The sequence below is a fragment of the Variovorax soli genome, assembly GCF_031454625.1.
GTDB classification, from domain to species: domain Bacteria; phylum Pseudomonadota; class Gammaproteobacteria; order Burkholderiales; family Burkholderiaceae_C; genus Variovorax; species Variovorax soli_A.
The window spans coordinates 1-16,759 of record NZ_JAVDRF010000005.1; the positions used below are offsets into that span (position 1 = coordinate 1).

13 protein-coding genes are annotated in these 16,759 nt (G+C 67.0%); 9 read left to right on the plus strand and 4 right to left on the minus strand.

Annotation, left to right across the window (positions count from 1 at the left end; genetic code table 11):
- Positions 1–241: 241 nt before the first annotated feature.
- A complete protein-coding gene (locus J2739_RS12800; protein WP_309902159.1) occupies positions 242–1,216 on the minus strand; it encodes an AAA family ATPase in 975 nt (324 codons plus the stop codon).
- Positions 1,217–1,228: 12 nt separating this feature from the next.
- Positions 1,229–2,059, minus strand: coding sequence for an IclR family transcriptional regulator (locus tag J2739_RS12805; RefSeq protein ID WP_309902161.1), 831 nt, complete (start codon positions 2,057–2,059; stop codon positions 1,229–1,231).
- A 160-nt stretch (positions 2,060–2,219) separates the two neighbouring features.
- Between J2739_RS12805 and xsc the strand changes: the two genes are divergently transcribed.
- Positions 2,220–4,031, plus strand: a complete 1,812-nt coding sequence (gene xsc / locus J2739_RS12810) for a sulfoacetaldehyde acetyltransferase (RefSeq protein ID WP_309902163.1) — start codon at positions 2,220–2,222, stop codon at positions 4,029–4,031.
- A gap of 21 nt (positions 4,032–4,052) precedes the next feature.
- Positions 4,053–5,015: a bifunctional enoyl-CoA hydratase/phosphate acetyltransferase gene (locus J2739_RS12815; protein ID WP_309902165.1), complete on the plus strand. Its 963-nt coding sequence runs from the start codon at positions 4,053–4,055 to the stop codon at positions 5,013–5,015.
- Between the two features lie 16 nt (positions 5,016–5,031).
- Here the strand turns inward: J2739_RS12815 and J2739_RS12820 are convergent, their stop codons facing one another.
- On the minus strand, positions 5,032–5,934 hold the full coding sequence (locus J2739_RS12820) for a LysR family transcriptional regulator (protein WP_309902167.1): 903 nt from the start codon (positions 5,932–5,934) through the stop codon (positions 5,032–5,034).
- A gap of 85 nt (positions 5,935–6,019) precedes the next feature.
- Between J2739_RS12820 and J2739_RS12825 the strand changes: the two genes are divergently transcribed.
- The 5 genes from J2739_RS12825 to J2739_RS12845 all read left to right on the plus strand — a co-directional run bounded on the left by J2739_RS12825 (position 6,020) and on the right by J2739_RS12845 (position 13,274).
- Positions 6,020–8,938 (plus strand): molybdopterin oxidoreductase family protein, encoded by a 2,919-nt coding sequence (locus tag J2739_RS12825; RefSeq protein ID WP_309902169.1) that lies wholly within the window; start codon positions 6,020–6,022, stop codon positions 8,936–8,938.
- The gene (locus J2739_RS12830; RefSeq protein WP_309902171.1) at positions 8,935–9,819 is read left to right on the plus strand and encodes a 4Fe-4S dicluster domain-containing protein; all 885 of its coding nucleotides are present in this window, start codon (positions 8,935–8,937) and stop codon (positions 9,817–9,819) included. Before J2739_RS12825 ends, J2739_RS12830 begins: the two co-directional genes overlap by 4 nt.
- Entirely contained in the window at positions 9,816–10,739 is a 924-nt protein-coding gene (locus J2739_RS12835; RefSeq protein WP_309902172.1) for a dimethyl sulfoxide reductase anchor subunit family protein, read from the plus strand. Before J2739_RS12830 ends, J2739_RS12835 begins: the two co-directional genes overlap by 4 nt.
- Positions 10,740–10,974: 235 nt before the next feature.
- Complete coding sequence (locus J2739_RS12840) at positions 10,975–12,039, plus strand: hypothetical protein (RefSeq protein ID WP_309902174.1); 1,065 nt, start codon at positions 10,975–10,977, stop codon at positions 12,037–12,039.
- Positions 12,040–12,248: 209 nt separating this feature from the next.
- Positions 12,249–13,274, plus strand: coding sequence for a hypothetical protein (locus J2739_RS12845; protein WP_309902176.1), 1,026 nt, complete (start codon positions 12,249–12,251; stop codon positions 13,272–13,274).
- Between the two features lie 33 nt (positions 13,275–13,307).
- Here J2739_RS12845 and J2739_RS12850 read toward each other — a convergent pair whose 3' ends face one another.
- Complete coding sequence (locus tag J2739_RS12850) at positions 13,308–14,228, minus strand: LysR family transcriptional regulator (RefSeq protein WP_309902178.1); 921 nt, start codon at positions 14,226–14,228, stop codon at positions 13,308–13,310.
- Between the two features lie 181 nt (positions 14,229–14,409).
- Here J2739_RS12850 and J2739_RS12855 point away from each other — a divergent pair, with 181 nt between their 5' ends.
- Positions 14,410–15,297: a sterol desaturase family protein gene (locus tag J2739_RS12855; protein ID WP_405053890.1), complete on the plus strand. Its 888-nt coding sequence runs from the start codon at positions 14,410–14,412 to the stop codon at positions 15,295–15,297.
- A complete protein-coding gene (locus J2739_RS12860) occupies positions 15,294–16,736 on the plus strand; it encodes a coniferyl aldehyde dehydrogenase (RefSeq protein WP_309902181.1) in 1,443 nt (480 codons plus the stop codon). Before J2739_RS12855 ends, J2739_RS12860 begins: the two co-directional genes overlap by 4 nt.
- Positions 16,737–16,759: the final 23 nt, after the last annotated feature.

Sequence of the window (16,759 nt, forward strand, 5' to 3'; positions counted from 1 at the left end):
AGGGCCGCGCGTGTTTGAGCGAAGCGAGTTTGCGCGGACCCCGCCTGAAGCGAGCACCGCAGGTTGCCCGTAGCGAAGCGAAGGGTCACGCGCAGTGGGGTCGCCTTTTCTTTGGTTACTTTCTTTTGGCGAGACAAAAGAAAGTGACTCGGCTGCCGGGACGACGCCCCGGCGCCAGCCTCGGAACAGGCGCACCTCCCAAAACCGAACACCCGATGCGCAGCGTTCGACAAGTCCGCCCTCACGACCCGGAAAGCTGATGCGACTCCTTCAGCTCGAGGTCGAAGCAGCGCTGGAAGTACTCCGCCACGAGCGGCCGCTCGGCCTCGTCGCACTTGTTGACGAAGGACAGCCGGAAGGCCAGCGCCGGGTCGCGGAAGATCTCCACGTTCTCGGCCCAGGTGATCACGGTGCGCGGCGACATCAGCGTCGACAGGTCGCCGGCCGCGAAGCCCTTGCGCGTGAGATCGGCCACCGCCACCATCGCGCGCACCATGTCGTGACCGGCCTCGTTCCTCGTCGAGGGCACGCGCGCCTGCACGATCGCGATCTCTTCCTCGGCCGGCAGGTAGTCGAGCGAGGCGACGATGTTCCAGCGGTCGATCTGCGCATGGTTGAGGCGCTGCGCGCCGTGATAGAGGCCGTTGAGATTGCCCAGGCCCACGGTGTTGGCGGTCGCGAACAGGCGGAAGGAGGGATGCGGATGCAGCACGCGGTTCTGGTCCATCAGCGTGAACTTGCCGCCTTGTTCCAGGATGCGCTGGATCACGAACATCACGTCGGGCCGGCCCGCGTCGTACTCGTCGAAGATCAGCGCCACCGGCCGCTGCAGCGCCCAGGGCACGATGCCTTCCTGGAACTCGGTGACCTGCTGGCCTTCGCGCAGCACCACGGCGTCCTTTCCCACCAGGTCGAGGCGGCTGATGTGGCCATCGAGGTTGAGCCGCACGCAGGGCCAGTTCAGCCGCGCCGCCACCTGCTCGATGTGGGTCGACTTGCCGGTGCCGTGCAAGCCCTGCACCATCACCCGGCGGTCGCGCATGAAGCCGGCGAGGATGGCCAGCGTGACGTCGGGATTGAAGCGGTAGACCGCGTCGATCTCGGGCACATGGTCGTCGCGCTCGGCGAAGGCAGGGGCCATCAGGTCGCTGTCGATGCCGAAGACCTCGCGCACGCTCAGCAGGCGCTCGGGTTTCAGGGCGGTGATGTCGGTCATGTCCATGATCCTTCAGGCCTGCGCGCGGTCTTCGCCATCGGTGTCGGCATCGATGCGCGACAAGGCGAGCGCCGCGCGCTGCAGCGCGGGCAGCAGCTTCTTCGCCTTCTCGGCGTCGACGCGCATCACCGGCGCCTGCACCGCGATGCACAGGTTGGAAGGTCCGCTCGCGTTCGGCACCAGGACCGCGATGCACAGCAGTCCGGGCAGGAACTCCTCGGCATCGAAGGCGTAGCCCTCCTTGCGCACGCGCTGAACCTCGCGTTCCAGCGCATCGAGTGCGGTCAGCGTCTTGGGCGTATAGGCCTCCAGCTTCGCGTTGGCCAGCAGGCGCCGGCGCTGCGCCGGGCTCATCTGCGCCAGGAAGACCTTCCCGCTGGCCGAGCAGTGCACCGGCACGCGCGAGCCCGGATGCAGGTAGAAGCGCAGCGGCGCCGCGGTCTCGACGCGGTCGAGGTACACCACCTCGCTGCCCGAAAGCGCGGTGAGGTTGCAGCTCTCGCCGATCTCTTCCACCAGCTGGCGCAGCACCGTGTGACGCGCGCCGTGGTGGCTGTCGTTGAGCAGCAGGTTCTCCGCCAGCCGGCGCAGCCGCGTGCCGATGCCGTACAGACGGCTGTCGCCCTCGCGTTGCAGCAGGCCCGCGCTCTCCAGCTGCTGCAGCATGCGGTGCAGCGTGGGCTTGGGCAGGCCGGTGGCTTCGACCAGGTCCTGCAGGGCGTAGCGCTGGTCCTTGGCGGCGATCACCTCCAACAGCGCGAACAGGCGCATGGTCGGCGTGTCGCCGTTCAGCTCGGCGGTTTCGGGTTTCAGGCCATTGACGACTTTCATGGGCTGGATCATAGTCTTTTCAACAAAAAACGGGACAACCCGTACCGATTTTTGGAATTTTGTTTGACGCAAGCCAGGTCAGGGCCTATATTCGCGAACACGAATTCCGGAACTATCGGTTCCAACTTTCGACAAGCCCAGCGACACTTCGCCGACCCAAGGAGACCTTTTCATGAGCAAGCAACCCCCCGCCGCACCCGCGCGCGCCGCCGTCACAGGCGTGCAGAAGATGACGCCTTCCGAGGCCTTCGTGGAGACCCTGGTCGCCAACGGCGTGACCGACATGTTCGGCATCATGGGCTCGGCCTTCATGGATGCGATGGACATCTTCGCGCCGGCCGGCATTCGCCTGATTCCGGTGGTGCACGAGCAGGGCGCCGGCCACATGGCCGACGGCTATGCGCGCGTCTCCGGCCGCCACGGCGTGGTGATCGGGCAGAACGGCCCCGGCATCAGCAACTGCGTGACCGCCATCGCGGCGGCGTACTGGGCGCACAGCCCGGTGGTGATCGTCACGCCTGAAACCGGCACCATGGGCATGGGCCTCGGCGGCTTCCAGGAAGCCAACCAACTGCCGATGTTCCAGGAGTTCACCAAGTACCAGGGCCATGTGAACAACCCCAAGCGCATGGCCGAGTACACGGCGCGCTGCTTCGATCGCGCGATCTCGGAAATGGGTCCGACCCAGCTCAACATCCCGCGCGACTACTTCTATGGCGAGATCGAGTGCGAGATCCCCAAGCCGATGCGCGTGGAACGCGGCAGCGGCGGCGAGAACAGCCTGGCGGCCGCGGTCGAACTGCTGGCCACCGCCAGGTTCCCCGTCATTCTCTCCGGCGGCGGCGTGGTGATGGGCGATGCGGTCGAGGAATGCAAGGCCCTGGCCGAGCGCCTCGGCGCGCCGGTGGCGAACGGCTATCTGCGCAACGACTCCTTCCCGGCCAGCCATCCGCTGTGGGCCGGCCCGCTGGGCTACCAGGGCAGCAAGGCCGCGATGAAGCTGATCGCGCAGGCTGACGTGGTGCTGGCGCTGGGCTCGCGCATGGGCCCCTTCGGCACGTTGCCGCAGCACGGCATGGACTACTGGCCCAAGGAGGCCAAGATCATCCAGGTCGAGGCCGAGCACACCAACCTCGGGCTGGTGAAGAAGATCACCGTCGGCATTCACGGCGACGCCAAGGCCGTCGCCAAGGCGCTGCTCGCGCGCCTCGCGGAACGCAAGCTCGCCTGCGACGCCACCAAGGCCGAGCGCGCCGCGAAGATCAAGGAAGAAAAGGCCGCCTGGGAAAAGGAGCTCGACGGCTGGACCCACGAGCGCGACCCCTACAGCCTCGACATGATCCAGGAGGCCGAGAAGGAAGGCGGCCGGTGGCTGCACCCGCGCCAGGTGCTGCGCGAGCTCGAGAAGGCGATGCCGCCGCGCGCCATGGTCTCCACCGACATCGGCAACATCAACGCCGTGGCCAACAGCTACCTGCGCTTCGAGGAGCCGCGCAGCTTCTTCGCGCCCATGAGTTTCGGCAATTGCGGCTACTCGCTGCCCACCATGATCGGCGCCAAGCTGGCCGCGCCCGACCGCCCGGCCATCGCCTACGCGGGCGACGGCGCGTGGGGGATGAGCATGGTCGAGATCATGACCTGCGTGCGCCACGACATCCCGGTGACGGCGGTGGTCTTCCACAACCGCCAATGGGGCGCGGAGAAGAAGAACCAGGTCGACTTCTACAACCGCCGCTTCGTCGCCGGCGAGCTCGACAACCAGAGCTTCGCGGGCATCGCCAAGGCCATGGGTGCCGAGGGCATCGTGGTCGACCGGCTGGAGGACGTGGGGCCCGCGCTCAAGAAGGCCGTCGACATGCAGATGAACGAAGGCAAGACCACCGTGATCGAGGTCATGTGCACGCGCGAACTGGGCGATCCTTTCCGCCGCGATGCGCTGGCCAAGCCGGTGCGCCTCCTCGACAAGTACAAGGACTACGTCTAAGCCGCGGGCCGACAACCCGTCATGGCTTCAGCGGCACTGCAGCTGCCGGAGGAGGCGGCTGCGCATCCCCGGCTCGCTGCCCTGGTTGCCCAGGCGCGCGAGCGGGCCAGGACCCGGCCGGTTCGCGTCGGGCTGGTCCACCCTTGCGATGCGGCGGCGCTCGATGCGGCCGCGCGCATCCGCGACGAGGCGCTCGCGCAGCCGGTGCTCATCGGCCCGCGCGAGGGCATCCTGCAAGCGGCGGACGCGGCCGGCGTCGATGCCGGCCGCTTCGAGATCATCGACTGCAGCGGCACCGCCGGGCAGAGCGCGCGGCGCGCCGTCGCGATGGCGCGCCAGGGCGTGGTGGGCGCGCTGATGAAAGGCTCGCTGCACACTGACGAACTGATGTCCGCCGTGGTCGACAAGGCCATCGGCCTGCGCGGCGAGACGCGCATCAGCCATCTCTTCCTGTTCGACCTGCCGCGCTACCCCAAGCTGCTGGGGCTGGCCGACTGCGTGGTCAACATCGCGCCCTCGCTGGACGCCAAGCGCGACATCCTGGGGAACGCGATCGGCCTGCTGCGCAAGCTGGACATCGCGCGACCCAAGATCGGCATCGTGGCCGCCGTGGAGACGGTGAACCCGGCGATCCCGGCCACCGTCGACGCGCAGGCGCTGGTCGCGATGGCGCGAGCGGGTGCCTGGCCCGGCGCGCTGGTCGAAGGCCCCTTCGGCTTCGACAACGTGATCTCGGCCGAGGCCGCGCAGCTCAAGAAGATCGAGTCGCGCGTGGCCGGCGATGCCGACCTGCTGCTGGTGCCCGACCTCAACGCCGGCAACATGCTCTACAAGAGCTTCACCTACATCGGCGGCGGGGAATGCGCGGGGCTGGTGCTGGGCGCGCGCGTGCCCATCGTGCTGACCTCGCGCGCCGACTCGCTGCCGGCGCGCATCGCCTCGGTGGCGCTGGCGGTGCTGGGCGCGGCACGGGATTCGGACTGAGGAGAACAGCCGATCCCTAGGCCGCCTCTGCCTTGCAAAAATCGATGAAGCCCTGCATCGCGCGCCCCGGCCGCCGCTCCCGGTGCAGCACGATCGACAGCGCGCGCGAGTTCTTCGGCATCGTGGTCTTGAGCTCGACCAGCGAGCCCTCGGCCAGCGCGTCCGCCACCGCGTAGCGCGACATGCATCCGATACCCACGCCCGAGGCCACCACCCGCTTGATGGCGTGGCTGCTGCCCAGCTCCAGCTCGACGTCGAGCGGACCGAGGCGCCGGCCCAGCCAGTCGTTGGTCGCCTCGCGCGTGCCGGAGCCTTCCTCGCGCAGCACCCACGCCGCCTCGGCCAGCTCGCGCACGCCCACCATCCTGCCCGCCAGGGGGTGGGTGGGCGCGGCCACGATCACCATCTCGTCGCTGCGCCAACGTCGCACTGCCAGGTCGGGATGCGTTTGCCGCCCCTCGATGAAGCCGACATCGGCGTCGAAGCCGATCACCGCGGCGATCACGTCGGTGGTGTTGCCGATGATCAGCCGCGCGCGCGCCTGCGGGTTGTGCTGCTTCCAGCGCAGCAGGATCTCCGGCAGCAGGTACTCGCCCGTGGTAAAGCTGGCCGCAATGCGCAGCGGCGCCTGCTGGTCGCTGAAGAACAGGGCCTGCAGCTCGGCGGCCTGGTCCACCAGCGAGACCGAGCGGGCCAGCAGCGCGCGGCCGTTCTCGTTGAGCACCAGCCGGCGGCCGATGCGGTCGAACAGCTGGGCGCCCAAGGCGGCCTCCAGGTCGGCCAGCGCCGCACTGGCTGCTGACTGCGAGCGCGCCACGCGGCCGGCCGCGGCGCGCGTCGAGCCCTCCCGTGCGGTCGCGGCGAAGACTTCGAGCTGGCGCAGGGTGAGGCGCAGCCGATGATCGGTTTTTTCGGTCATGATGAACTGAATTAACTGCTTTTTTGTTCAGAGGCACAACCCTATCATGGGCACGCGACACCCCACGACAACCGGAGCCAGCGCCTTGTTCAACTTCCTCTCGCGCGAGCCGATCCACGATCCCCTGGCTTCCCCCACGCCGACGGCGGACACCGAGGTCAAGACCACCACCTGCTACATGTGCGCCTGCCGCTGCGGCATCCGCGTGCACCTGCGGGACGGCGAGGTGCGCTACATCGACGGCAACCCGGACCATCCGCTGAACCAGGGCGTGATCTGCGCCAAGGGCTCGTCGGGCATCATGAAGCAGGTGTCGCCCGCGCGGCTCACCCAGCCGCTGTTGCGCAAGCCCGGGAGCGAGCGCGGGGCCGGGGAGTTCGAGCCGATCAGCTGGGAGCGCGCCTTCGAGCTGCTCACCGAGCGCCTCTCGAAGATCCGCGCCACCGACCCGAAGAAGTTCGCGCTCTTCACCGGCCGCGACCAGATGCAGGCGCTGACCGGCCTGTTCGCGCGCCAGTTCGGCACCCCCAACTACGCGGCGCACGGCGGCTTCTGCTCGGTCAACATGGCCGCCGGCATGATCTACACCGTCGGCGGCAGCTTCTGGGAGTTCGGCGGCCCCGATCTCGACCGCGCCAAGCTGTTCGTGATGATCGGCACCGCCGAGGACCACCACAGCAACCCGATGAAGATCGCGCTCGCCAAGTTCAAGCGCAACGGCGGCCGCTTCATCTCGATCAACCCGGTGCGCACCGGCTACTCCGCGATCGCCGACGAATGGATTCCGATCAAGCCGGGCACCGATGGCGCGCTCTTCATGGCGCTGCTGCACGAGCTGATCGCGAACGAGCTGGTGGACCATGCCTTCCTCCAGCGCTTCACCAACGCGCCGCAGCTGGTGGTGCTGGACGACTGCGACCGGCAGGGCCTGTTCGCCTTCGACCCCGAGCGCGGGCCGCCCGGCGATGGCCGCAACCCGCACAACAAGCTGGTCTGGGACAAGGCCTCCGGCAGCGTGAAGCCGGCGTACCCGGAAGGCATTGCCGAGGGCTGCGACCCGGCACTCGAAGGCCACTACACCCTGGCCGACGGCACCCGCGTGGCGCCCTCGTTCCAGCTGCTGCGCGAGCGCGTGGCCAGCTGCACGCCCGAGTGGGCGGCGGCCATCACCGGCATCGACCCCCTGCGCATCCGCAAGCTGGCCCGCGAAATGGGGGAGACCGCGCTGCAGCAGGCCTTCGAGCTGCCCATCCCCTGGACCGATGCCTGGGGCAAGAAGCACCCGACCACGCAGGCGCGCCCGGTGGCCTTCCACGCCATGCGCGGGCTGGCCGCGCATTCCAACGGTTTCCAGACCGTGCGCGCGCTGGCGGTGCTGATGAGCGTGCTGGGCACCATCGACGCGCCGGGGGGCTTCCGCCACAAGGCGCCGTACCCGCGCCACATCGTGCCCAACTACCGCGCCTTCAATGCGCCGGAGATGATCCAGCCGAACACCCCGCTGAACGCGGCGCCGCTGGGCTTCCCGGCCAACCCGGAGGAGCTGGCGATCAACCCCGACGGCTCGCCGATCCGCATCGACCACGCCTTCTCGTGGGAGCATCCGCTGTCGGCCCACGGGCTGATGCACAACGTGATCACCAATGCGGTGAAGGGCGACCCCTACCGCATCGACACGCTGCTGATCTTCATGGCCAACATGGCCTGGAACTCGAGCATGAACACGATGGCCGTGCGCGAGATGCTCAACCGCAAGGACGAGAAGGGCGAGCACATGATCCCCTTCCTCGTGGTGTGCGATGCGTTCCAGAGCGAGACCGTGGCCTTTGCCGACCTCGTGCTGCCCGACACCACCTACCTCGAGCGGCACGATGTGATGAGCATGCTGGACCGACCGATCTCCGAGTTCGACGGTCCGGTGGACTCGGTGCGCGTCCCGGTGGTGCCGCCCACCGGCCAGTGCAAGCCGTTCCAGGAGGTGCTGATCGAGCTGGCCTCGCGCATGAAGTTCCCGGCCTTCACCTCGGCCGAGGGCGAGCGCAAGTTCAAGGACTACCCGGACTTCATCGTCAACTTCCAGCCGCAGCCGGGCATCGGCTTCCTGATGGGCTGGCGCGGCAAGGACGGCGACCAGCACCTGCGCGGCGAGCCCAATCCGAAGCAGTGGGACGCCTACGCGCAGAACAACTGCGTGTTCCAGTACCACATGCCCGAGACCATGCACTACATGCGCAACTGGAACCGCGAGTACCTGGACTTCGCCAAGGACAAGGGCTGGCGACAGAAGAACGACGTGGTGCAGCTCGCGCTGTACTCCGACACGCTGCAGAGCTTCCGCCTCGCGGCCCAGGGCAAGAGCGCCGGCCGCCAGCCTCCGGATGCGCTGCGCGAGCGCATCGACACCTATTTCGATCCGTTGCCCTTCTGGTATCCGCCGCTCGAGGAGGCGGTGACCGAGCTGGAGGCCTATCCGCTCAATGCGATCACGCAGCGGCCGATGGCCATGTATCACTCCTGGGATTCGCAGAACGCGTGGCTGCGCCAGATCCACAGCCACAACTACCTGCACGTGAACCCGACCACCGCGAAGGCGGCCGGCATCGCCGACGGCGGCTGGTGCTGGGTCGAGAGCCAGTGGGGCAAGGTGCGCTGCATGCTGCGCTACAGCGAGGCGGTCGAGCCCGGCACCGTGTGGACCTGGAACGCCATCGGCAAGGCCGACGGCGCGTGGCAGTTGGCGCCGGGCGCGGACGAGGCGCGCAAGGGATTCCTGCTCAACCACCTGATCACGGAGGAGCTGCCTTTCAACGGCAGGCGCATCAGCAACTCCGACCCGGTCACCGGCCAGGCCGGCTGGTACGACGTGCGCGTGCGCATCCGGCCGGCCGAACCGGACGAGCCGCACGAGAGCTTCCCGCAGATCGCCACCATGCCGGCCGCGCCGGGCGTGCTGGGCAAGGCGGCGAGCGTGCTCACTTATTTCGCGGGAAGGAGCCGGAAATGATGCAGTGGCTGAAGGACTTGATGGCGTCTGCCGTGCAACCGGCGCGCGCGCCCGCGCTCGAAATGGCGGGCGGCGCTTGCGGCGAGGGCTGCGGCTGCGGATCGGCCGTCACTGCCGAGCGGGAAGCAGACCTGGAGCCACCGGCCGCGCAGCGCAGGCCTGCACGCCTCGGTGGGCACGACCGCGTGCGTGCCGAGCCCGGCGAGACCCTGGCCAAGCAGCTTGCCCTGGTGATCGACCTCAACGTCTGCGTCGGCTGCCACGCCTGCGTGACCTCCTGCAAGCAATGGAACACCTCCGGCAGTGCCGGCCCGCTGGCCGACGAGAAGCCCTATGGCGCCGACCCGACCGGCACCTTCTTCAACCGCGTGCAGACCTACGAGGCCAACACCTTCCCGGGCACCGAGACCATCCACTTTCCGAAGAGCTGCCTGCACTGCCAGGACCCGCCCTGCGTGCCGGTCTGTCCCACCGGCGCCAGCTACAAGCGCAAGGAAGACGGCATCGTCCTGGTCGACTACGACAAGTGCATCGGCTGCAAGTACTGCGCCTGGGCCTGTCCTTACGGTGCGCGCGAGCTCGACGAGGAGCGCCAGGTCATGACCAAGTGCACGCTGTGCGTGGACCGCATCTACGACGAGAAGCTGCCGAAGGAAGACCGCAAGCCCGCCTGCGTGAAGGCCTGCCCGACCGGTGCGCGCATGTTCGGCGACGTGAAGGACCCGGAGTCCGAGGTCTCCCGGGTCATCCGCGAACGCGGTGGCTATTCGCTGATGCCGGAGTGGGAAACCAACCCCGCCAACCAGTACCTGCCTCGCCGCGTGACCGATGAGGCGGGCGGCCCGAGCCGGGTCCAGGCGAAGCTGGGGGGCATGTCGTGAACCCCGCGTTCTCGGTCGTCGTCTTCACCACCGTGGCCGGCGCCGCGCAGGGCCTGGTGGTCGCGCTGGCGCTCGCCGTGCTGGCCGGCATGCCGCTCGCGCCGGGCTTCCTGGGCCTGTCGCTGATCGTGGCCGAGGCGATGCTGCTGGTCGGCCTTGGCGCCTCCTTCGGGCACCTGGGCCGGCCCGAGCGGGCGTGGCGCGCAGTGCTGATGTGGCGCACCTCCTGGTTGTCGCGCGAGGTCATCGTGCTGCCCAGCTTCATCGCGGTGGTCGCTCTGTGGTGGCTGGCGCTGCGCAATGGTGTCCATTCGCCATGGCTGCCGCTGGCCGCGATCGCGGTCGCTGCCTTGCTCTGGTACTGCACCGCGATGATCTACGCCTGCCTGAGATTCATCCAGGAATGGGCGCAGCCGCTGACCCTGGTCAACTTCGCGCTGATCGGCCTGGCCTCGGGCCTGGTCCTCGCCAGCGCACTGGCAGCGCTGATGGGCGAGCAGACCCTGCTGGGCGTGAGCGGGCCCTGCGCGCTGGCCGTCACGCTCGCCGCCTGGGGCACGCGCACCCTGTCCCTGCGCCGCAATGCCGCGCTGGTGCCGCGCTCCACGCTGCAGACGGCGACCGGCATCCGCGCGCCGAAGCTGGTGCAGAAGTCCATGGGCATGTCTGCCGGGTCCTTCAACACGCGCGAGTTCTTCCATGGCGCCAGCCGTGCGGCACTGAAGCAGGTGAAGCTGGGCTTCATCGTGCTGGGCTTCGCGCTGCCGGCCCTGCTGCTGCTGTGGGGCATCGCCGCGCAGTCGACGCTCGCCTTCGTGCTGGCGCTGCTGGTGCAGGCGCCGGGGCTGCTCGCCGAGCGCTGGTTCTTCTTCGCGCAGGCGCGGCATCCGCAGAACCTGTATTACCAGGTCGTGTCCTGAGTCGGCGCACGGCGAGAAATGGCCGGCACTTGGTGCCGGCTTTTTTTTTGCCTCATCGCAGATGGCAGTGCCCGAAGCGCCAGGTCGCTCGACCGCCTTCGGTCTCGACATCGCATGAGCTAGCAAATTTGCAGTGCTGGCACAACTACAAACTCTGGTAGTTGTGGGCCGGATAGGCAACGCCTAGCATCGGCCGCCGCTCCAGCCGGGGCGGCCAACCAGCCAAAGGAAAAAAATGCGGGAGTTGATAAGAAAGGCGATCGCCGCCACCTCGTTCTTCGTTGCCGCACACGCCAGCGCCGCCGTCCTGGCTCCCGGCGCCGCGATGTATGCGGGCCAAAGCATCTACTCGGACAACGGGCAGTACATGCTGACCATGCAGAGCGACGGGAACCTCGTGTATTACCGAGTCGCCGATGGCGCGGTGCGTTGGAACACCGGCACGTCCAATCTACCAGGTGGCTTTCTCGTCATGCAGGCTGACGGAAATGCTGTCACTTACTACGATCCGCCGGTTCTTCCGGCACTAAAAGGCCAGCCCGTTTACTACAAGGAGCCGCCTGCACGCTACGCGACTTGGTATTCGGCGACATCAGGCAATGCGGGTGCCTATCTGAAGCCCCAAGACGACGGCAACCTCGTGGTAGTCGCAGCAAACGGGCAAAGCCTTTGGGGTATCGGGGCTGATCCCGATCTGAACAAACCGGAGCCGAAGCAGGCCGGGGATGTGGTGGGACGCGAACTCGTCGGCTGGCTTGCTGCACCTGGGCACGTCGGCTATTTCGATGGGACGAACATTTACCAAGTCATGAAGGAGCCGCTCGTCGTCCAGTATGTGACAGTCGACAACTTCAAGTCCACGGTGCGGGCGCAGGGGCCAAATGCCTACTGGGGCGCAGGTTACCCCAACATTCCGGACTTTTACGTCAAAGGCTGCTTCGATTTCGATTGCAAAGACAAGGCCGCACGTGTCCTGGACAGTCGGCGCGCCATGAATGCCCGCGCACTCCAGATCTACAGGCTTGGCGCCGATTACACGATCTTGCCGACAGCCACACCGGCCCTACCAAGAACAGCAACGACTGACGCCAGAAAGGGAACTTATCGCTGCGACACTTTCGTGATAGACATCTACAACATCTTCACCGCTGGGGGGCAAGTGGATGCGAGAGGCAACCCGATTCAAATTCCAACTACCGATTCGCCATATGCGCGGTGGACTTTCTTCAAGGACAATATTCTGACGACCACCATTGTCCCTGCGGCCGTATTCCTGGCGCTTAAGAACTTCAGGGGATAAATTGGATGAAGAAACTTCATTGGACCCTGCTGGGAATGGTGAGTCTCGCGAGTGCCTTTGCTGTCTACTACAGTTTCGCGGCCAAGGCGCCGCGGACGGGTGTGCAATCTGCGCGGCCGTACGGCGTGAGCTCGGCGCCTCCTGCCGACACTCTCCGCACTAGTGCCCCAATGGCGAACGGGGCGGTCGAGTATCGAGCCAATTTGGCGATGGCTTCCTCCAAGCTCGATGACGAGAACCCACTGCGCGCCTATAAACCGACACCTGGAGTATCAGGTCGCATTGCCTTGGAAGAAATGCGCGCGAAGGGTATCCCCGCGACACCTCTCTCGGCGACCTTGGCTCTTGGGCTTTCACGCAGCGGCCGACTGAGTGACGAAGAAAGGATCGCGATGCCATCCATTCTTTTCGCGCTCTATAACCGCGAGAACACATCCGGCGCGAACCAGGACATCGCGCTCGAATTGAAAAGTCTCGCTGCAGATTCGAACAAGCAGGTCGCTGCCTATGCCGCAACGGACTACGCGAGATTGGGCTATCTGCCGGACACCAAGCAGGTACTTGAGCAAGCCCTTCAAAGCGGCGCTCTTCCCGCTGATTCGTACTTTCGCGAGATGGCGCACCTCATTCCGAGTGCGCCACCGGAAAAACAGAGCGAGTTCATGGCGGAGATCCGTGCGTCATCCAATCGACTCGCCTCCGACATCCTGGCCGACGCACTCAACAGCGGCCAGGACTTCAATGCGGCGCCGTTCTTGAAGTCTTCCGAGGACATGGCCCAGTTGCTGCGCGCCACGGAGCCCAATTTCGGTCAGGAGGTGGGCTTGTACGGCGGGACAGATGGTCTTCGCTATGAGACTTGGCTACGGGCGAGCGCCACCATGGAGAGCGCGAAGACGGGGCGTAGCCTCGACGACATCATCGTCGCCAAGCTGAGCGAGACAGGCACCGATCCGCGCAAGGTCCTGGCATACCTCTCGTCCTGGGAGGCGATGCCGCTACTCGCGGAGGCCGCGCCCGATTCTCAGGTGCAGAAGTTGGCGGCCATCGCTCGGCGCCACGCTGATCAGAATCCGGGCAACAGCTATATGCGTTTTCTCGCGGAGACCATCGAAGCGCGAATGAAGTACCCGCCACCCGCCTCTCCCAAGTCCATGTTCAACATGCCCACGGGCCCTGCAGTGTCCCCGGTGCAAACACCTGATGCACCCCAGGTCCTCCCGAAGCATCCTTGACTCAGCCAGCGACAGCAGTGCGAGCAGTCGTCCTCACGCGCCGCGACCTCGTGCCGTGCGTGCAGGCGCCATCGGCAGCCGCCCCATGATGAGCTCCGCCATCGGCGACGGCGTGCGACCGCGCAAGGTGACCAGCCCCATCTGCGCCGAGAGCGGCGGCAGCCCCGTGACCTTGAGGGCGTGAAGGGTGCCGGCCTCGACCTCCTGAGCCACCGCGGCGTGCGGCGCGGCCAGGACCGCGTCGCAATCCAGCGCGACCTTCTTCAGGATCTCGACATCGTCGCACTCGAGGGCGGGCGCGAACTCGTCGGTGGATGCCAGGCCCAGCAGGCCGGAGACCGCGGCACGCACAGCGGCGGGCAGGCGCACGGAAACGACGCCGTGCGTCCACAACTGCGGAAACGTGACGCTCTTGCGCGTCGTCAGCGGGTGGCCCGCACGCACGTAGAAACGGCCCGGCTCATGGCGCAGGGCGCGCACCTGCAGCCCCGGGTCCGCAGGCAGATCCCGCGTGTCCGCCACGAAGAACTCCACGTCCTCCTCGACCAGGCGCTTCAGCAGCAATTGCCAGTTGCTGATCTCGACGCGCAGCTTGATGCCGGGAAACTCCCGCCGCATCGCGGCCAGCAGTGGTGACAGGAAGGTCGCGGCGGGAAAGGGCCCGACGCCGAACGCCGTGTCGCCCAGGCCGCGGCTGCGATAGAGCCCGACATCGCGTTCCAGGCAGCGGCTGTCGAACAGCAGTTGCCGCGCCCGCGCGACGATGAATTCGCCGGCCGGCGTTGCCACCACTTCCTGCGTGCCCCGGTCGAAGAGCTGCAGGCCCAACTCGGCTTCGGCCGCCTGGATGCTGCGGGTCAGCGCAGGTTGGCTGAGGTGTACCTGCTCCGCGGCGCGGATGAAGCTTCGCCGGTCCGCCACCGCGACGATATGGGCCCAGCGCTTGAGATCCATGGGATGGTTCCTTGCCCCGGCCATTGCAGCCAGTGCATTGATTCTGGCTTCAATATGCATTGGACTCAATCGGTGCGTGCCGGAACAATCGCCGCAAAACACAAGAACATCCAGGCCCCGCGGTTCAGGCACAGGCCCCGGGGTTCCCCGATCGACACCAAGGAGACAACCGGTGACCCTCATCCAGAACATCGTGCTCGCCGCGATCATTCTTTTCTTCGCCCTGCTCGAGATCGCCTCCCGCAAGCACGAGCAGTTCCACGCCACCGCCGACGACACCCGGCTGGAGCTGTTCATGTTCCTCTCGCTGCTGGCGGTGTCGCAGCCCTTTGTCTTCGCAGTCAGCGCCAGGCTGTGCGCGCTGGCGCTGCCCGGGCAGCGCGACGCATGGGCCCATCTTCCGTGGTGGGCCATGGGCGCGATCCTGCTGGTCGCCGACGACATGACGCAGTACTGGTGGCACCGGATCTCGCACACGCCGCTGCTGTGGCCGCTGCATCGCGCGCACCACACCGCGCACTACATGAGCATCCGTGTCACCTACCGCAACAACTTCTTCTACTATCTGATGATGCCGGGCCTGTGGGCTTCCGGCGTGCTGATCTACCTGGGTTTCGGCAACGCCTACCTCGTCTACATCGTGATCAAGCTCACCGTGATCCTGGGGGCGCACTGCGCCGTGCCTTGGGATGCGCCGCTGTACCGCGTGAAGTGGCTGCACCCCTTGGCCTGGCTGCTGGAGCGGACGGTGTCGACGCCGGCCACGCACTGGGCGCATCACGCGCTGACGAACGAAGACGGCATCGGCCACTACAAGGGCAACTTCGGCAACCTGCTCTTCGTGTGGGACCTGATCTTCGGCACCGCCAAGATCACCCGCCGCTACCCGGCCAAGGTCGGCCTGCAGGACGACCTGGTCTTCGGCAAGGAGCGCTGGTTCGTCGAGATGTTCTACCCGCTCATCCATTCGCGGCGCGTACATTCGGCGCTGGTGCCCGGCGGCCGGGCCTACGCCGAAGCCGACGCGAACGCCGCACCGCAAGTGCAAGCTGCCGGGAGCAAGCCATGAACGCCATCTTGAAGAAAGCGCCCCCACCATCGTTCGACGGCATGCACGAGGCCTTCGCGCGCCAGCAGGCCGCGTTCGCCGCCGACATGAATCCCTCGCATGCGGTGCGCCTGGAGCGGCTCGACCGCCTGCTCGCGATGACCGAGCGCATCGCACCGGCCCTCGAGGCCGCCGTCTCGGCCGACTTCGGCCATCGCTCAGGGCACGTGACCCGCCTCGCCGACGTGATGATGGTGACGGCGGCCATCAAGCATGCGCGGCGACGCCTGAAGTCGTGGATGAAGGTGCGGCGCGCGCCCACCGCGCTGGCCTTCCGACCCGGCTCGAATCGCATCGCGCCGCAGCCCCTCGGCGTGGTCGGGGTGGTCAGCCCCTGGAACTATCCGTATCAACTGGCGATGGGGCCTGCGGTCGCGGCGATCGCCGCCGGCAATCGCGTGATGATCAAGCCTTCCGAGCTGACTCCACGCGTGGCCGGGCTGATGCGGCAGGCGGTCGCGGAAAGCTTCGCCACCGAAGAACTGACGGTCATCACGGGCGGAACCGAGGTCGGCACGGCCTTTGTGTCGATGCCTTTCGATCATCTGCTGTTCACCGGGTCCACGGCCGTGGGGCGCCAGGTCGCGCTGGCCGCGGCGGCCAACCTCACGCCGGTCACCCTGGAACTGGGCGGCAAGTCGCCGGCCATCCTCGGCCCGCAGGTCGACATGGCGCAGGCCGCGTCCCGGCTCGTGATGGGCAAGCTGTTCAATGCCGGCCAGACCTGCATCGCCCCCGACTACGTGGCAGTCCAGCGCCAGGCCGTCGATGCGTTCGTGCAGGCGATGCGCCGCGAGGTCGAGCGCCAGTACCCGGCCATCGCCGCCAATCCGGACTACACCGCCATCGTCAGCGAACGCCACCTCGCCCGGCTCCGAGTGCTGCTGGACGATGCGCGCAAGCTCGGCGCGCTGATCGTGCCGCTGCATCCTGAAGGCATCGACGCGGCGGGCGGCACGCGCAAGCTCGGCCCCGCGCTCGTGCTGAATGCCACCGACGGCATGAAGATCATGCAGGAGGAGATCTTCGGACCGCTGCTGCCGGTGATGGCCTACGACACCGTCGACGACGTGATTTCGTACGTCAACAGGCACGACCGTCCCCTGGCCCTCTATTGGTTCGGCACCTGCAGCGGGGACCGCGACAAGGTGCTCGCCCGAACCATTTCGGGCGGCGTGACGATCAACGACTGCATGTGGCATTTCGGCCAGGAGGAACTCCCCTTCGGCGGCGTCGGTGCCAGCGGGATGGGGGCCTATCACGGCGAGTACGGCTTCCGCACTTTCAGCAAGCACAAGCCGGTGTTCCACCAGTCGGCGCTCTCCGGCACGCGGCTGCTGCAGCCGCCTTATGGCCGCACCTTCGACATCATGAGCAAGGTGTTGCGCATCATCACCTGAGCCGACACCCCACGCCTATACTG

Bases quoted from the DNA above. Each gene is read 5' to 3' on its own strand.
- J2739_RS12845 (WP_309902176.1), top strand. From the start codon at position 12,249: ATGGCTTCCTCCAAGCTCGATGACGAGAACCCACTGCGCGCCTATAAA.
- J2739_RS12850 (WP_309902178.1), bottom strand. From the start codon at position 14,228: ATGGATCTCAAGCGCTGGGCCCATATCGTCGCGGTGGCGGACCGGCGA.
- J2739_RS12830 (WP_309902171.1), top strand. From the start codon at position 8,935: ATGATGCAGTGGCTGAAGGACTTGATGGCGTCTGCCGTGCAACCGGCG.
- J2739_RS12800 (WP_309902159.1), bottom strand. From the start codon at position 1,216: ATGACCGACATCACCGCCCTGAAACCCGAGCGCCTGCTGAGCGTGCGC.
- J2739_RS12815 (WP_309902165.1), top strand. From the start codon at position 4,053: ATGGCTTCAGCGGCACTGCAGCTGCCGGAGGAGGCGGCTGCGCATCCC.
- J2739_RS12860 (WP_309902181.1), top strand. From the start codon at position 15,294: ATGAACGCCATCTTGAAGAAAGCGCCCCCACCATCGTTCGACGGCATG.
- J2739_RS12840 (WP_309902174.1), top strand. From the start codon at position 10,975: ATGCGGGAGTTGATAAGAAAGGCGATCGCCGCCACCTCGTTCTTCGTT.
- J2739_RS12820 (WP_309902167.1), bottom strand. From the start codon at position 5,934: ATGACCGAAAAAACCGATCATCGGCTGCGCCTCACCCTGCGCCAGCTC.
- J2739_RS12805 (WP_309902161.1), bottom strand. From the start codon at position 2,059: ATGATCCAGCCCATGAAAGTCGTCAATGGCCTGAAACCCGAAACCGCC.
- xsc (WP_309902163.1), top strand. From the start codon at position 2,220: ATGAGCAAGCAACCCCCCGCCGCACCCGCGCGCGCCGCCGTCACAGGC.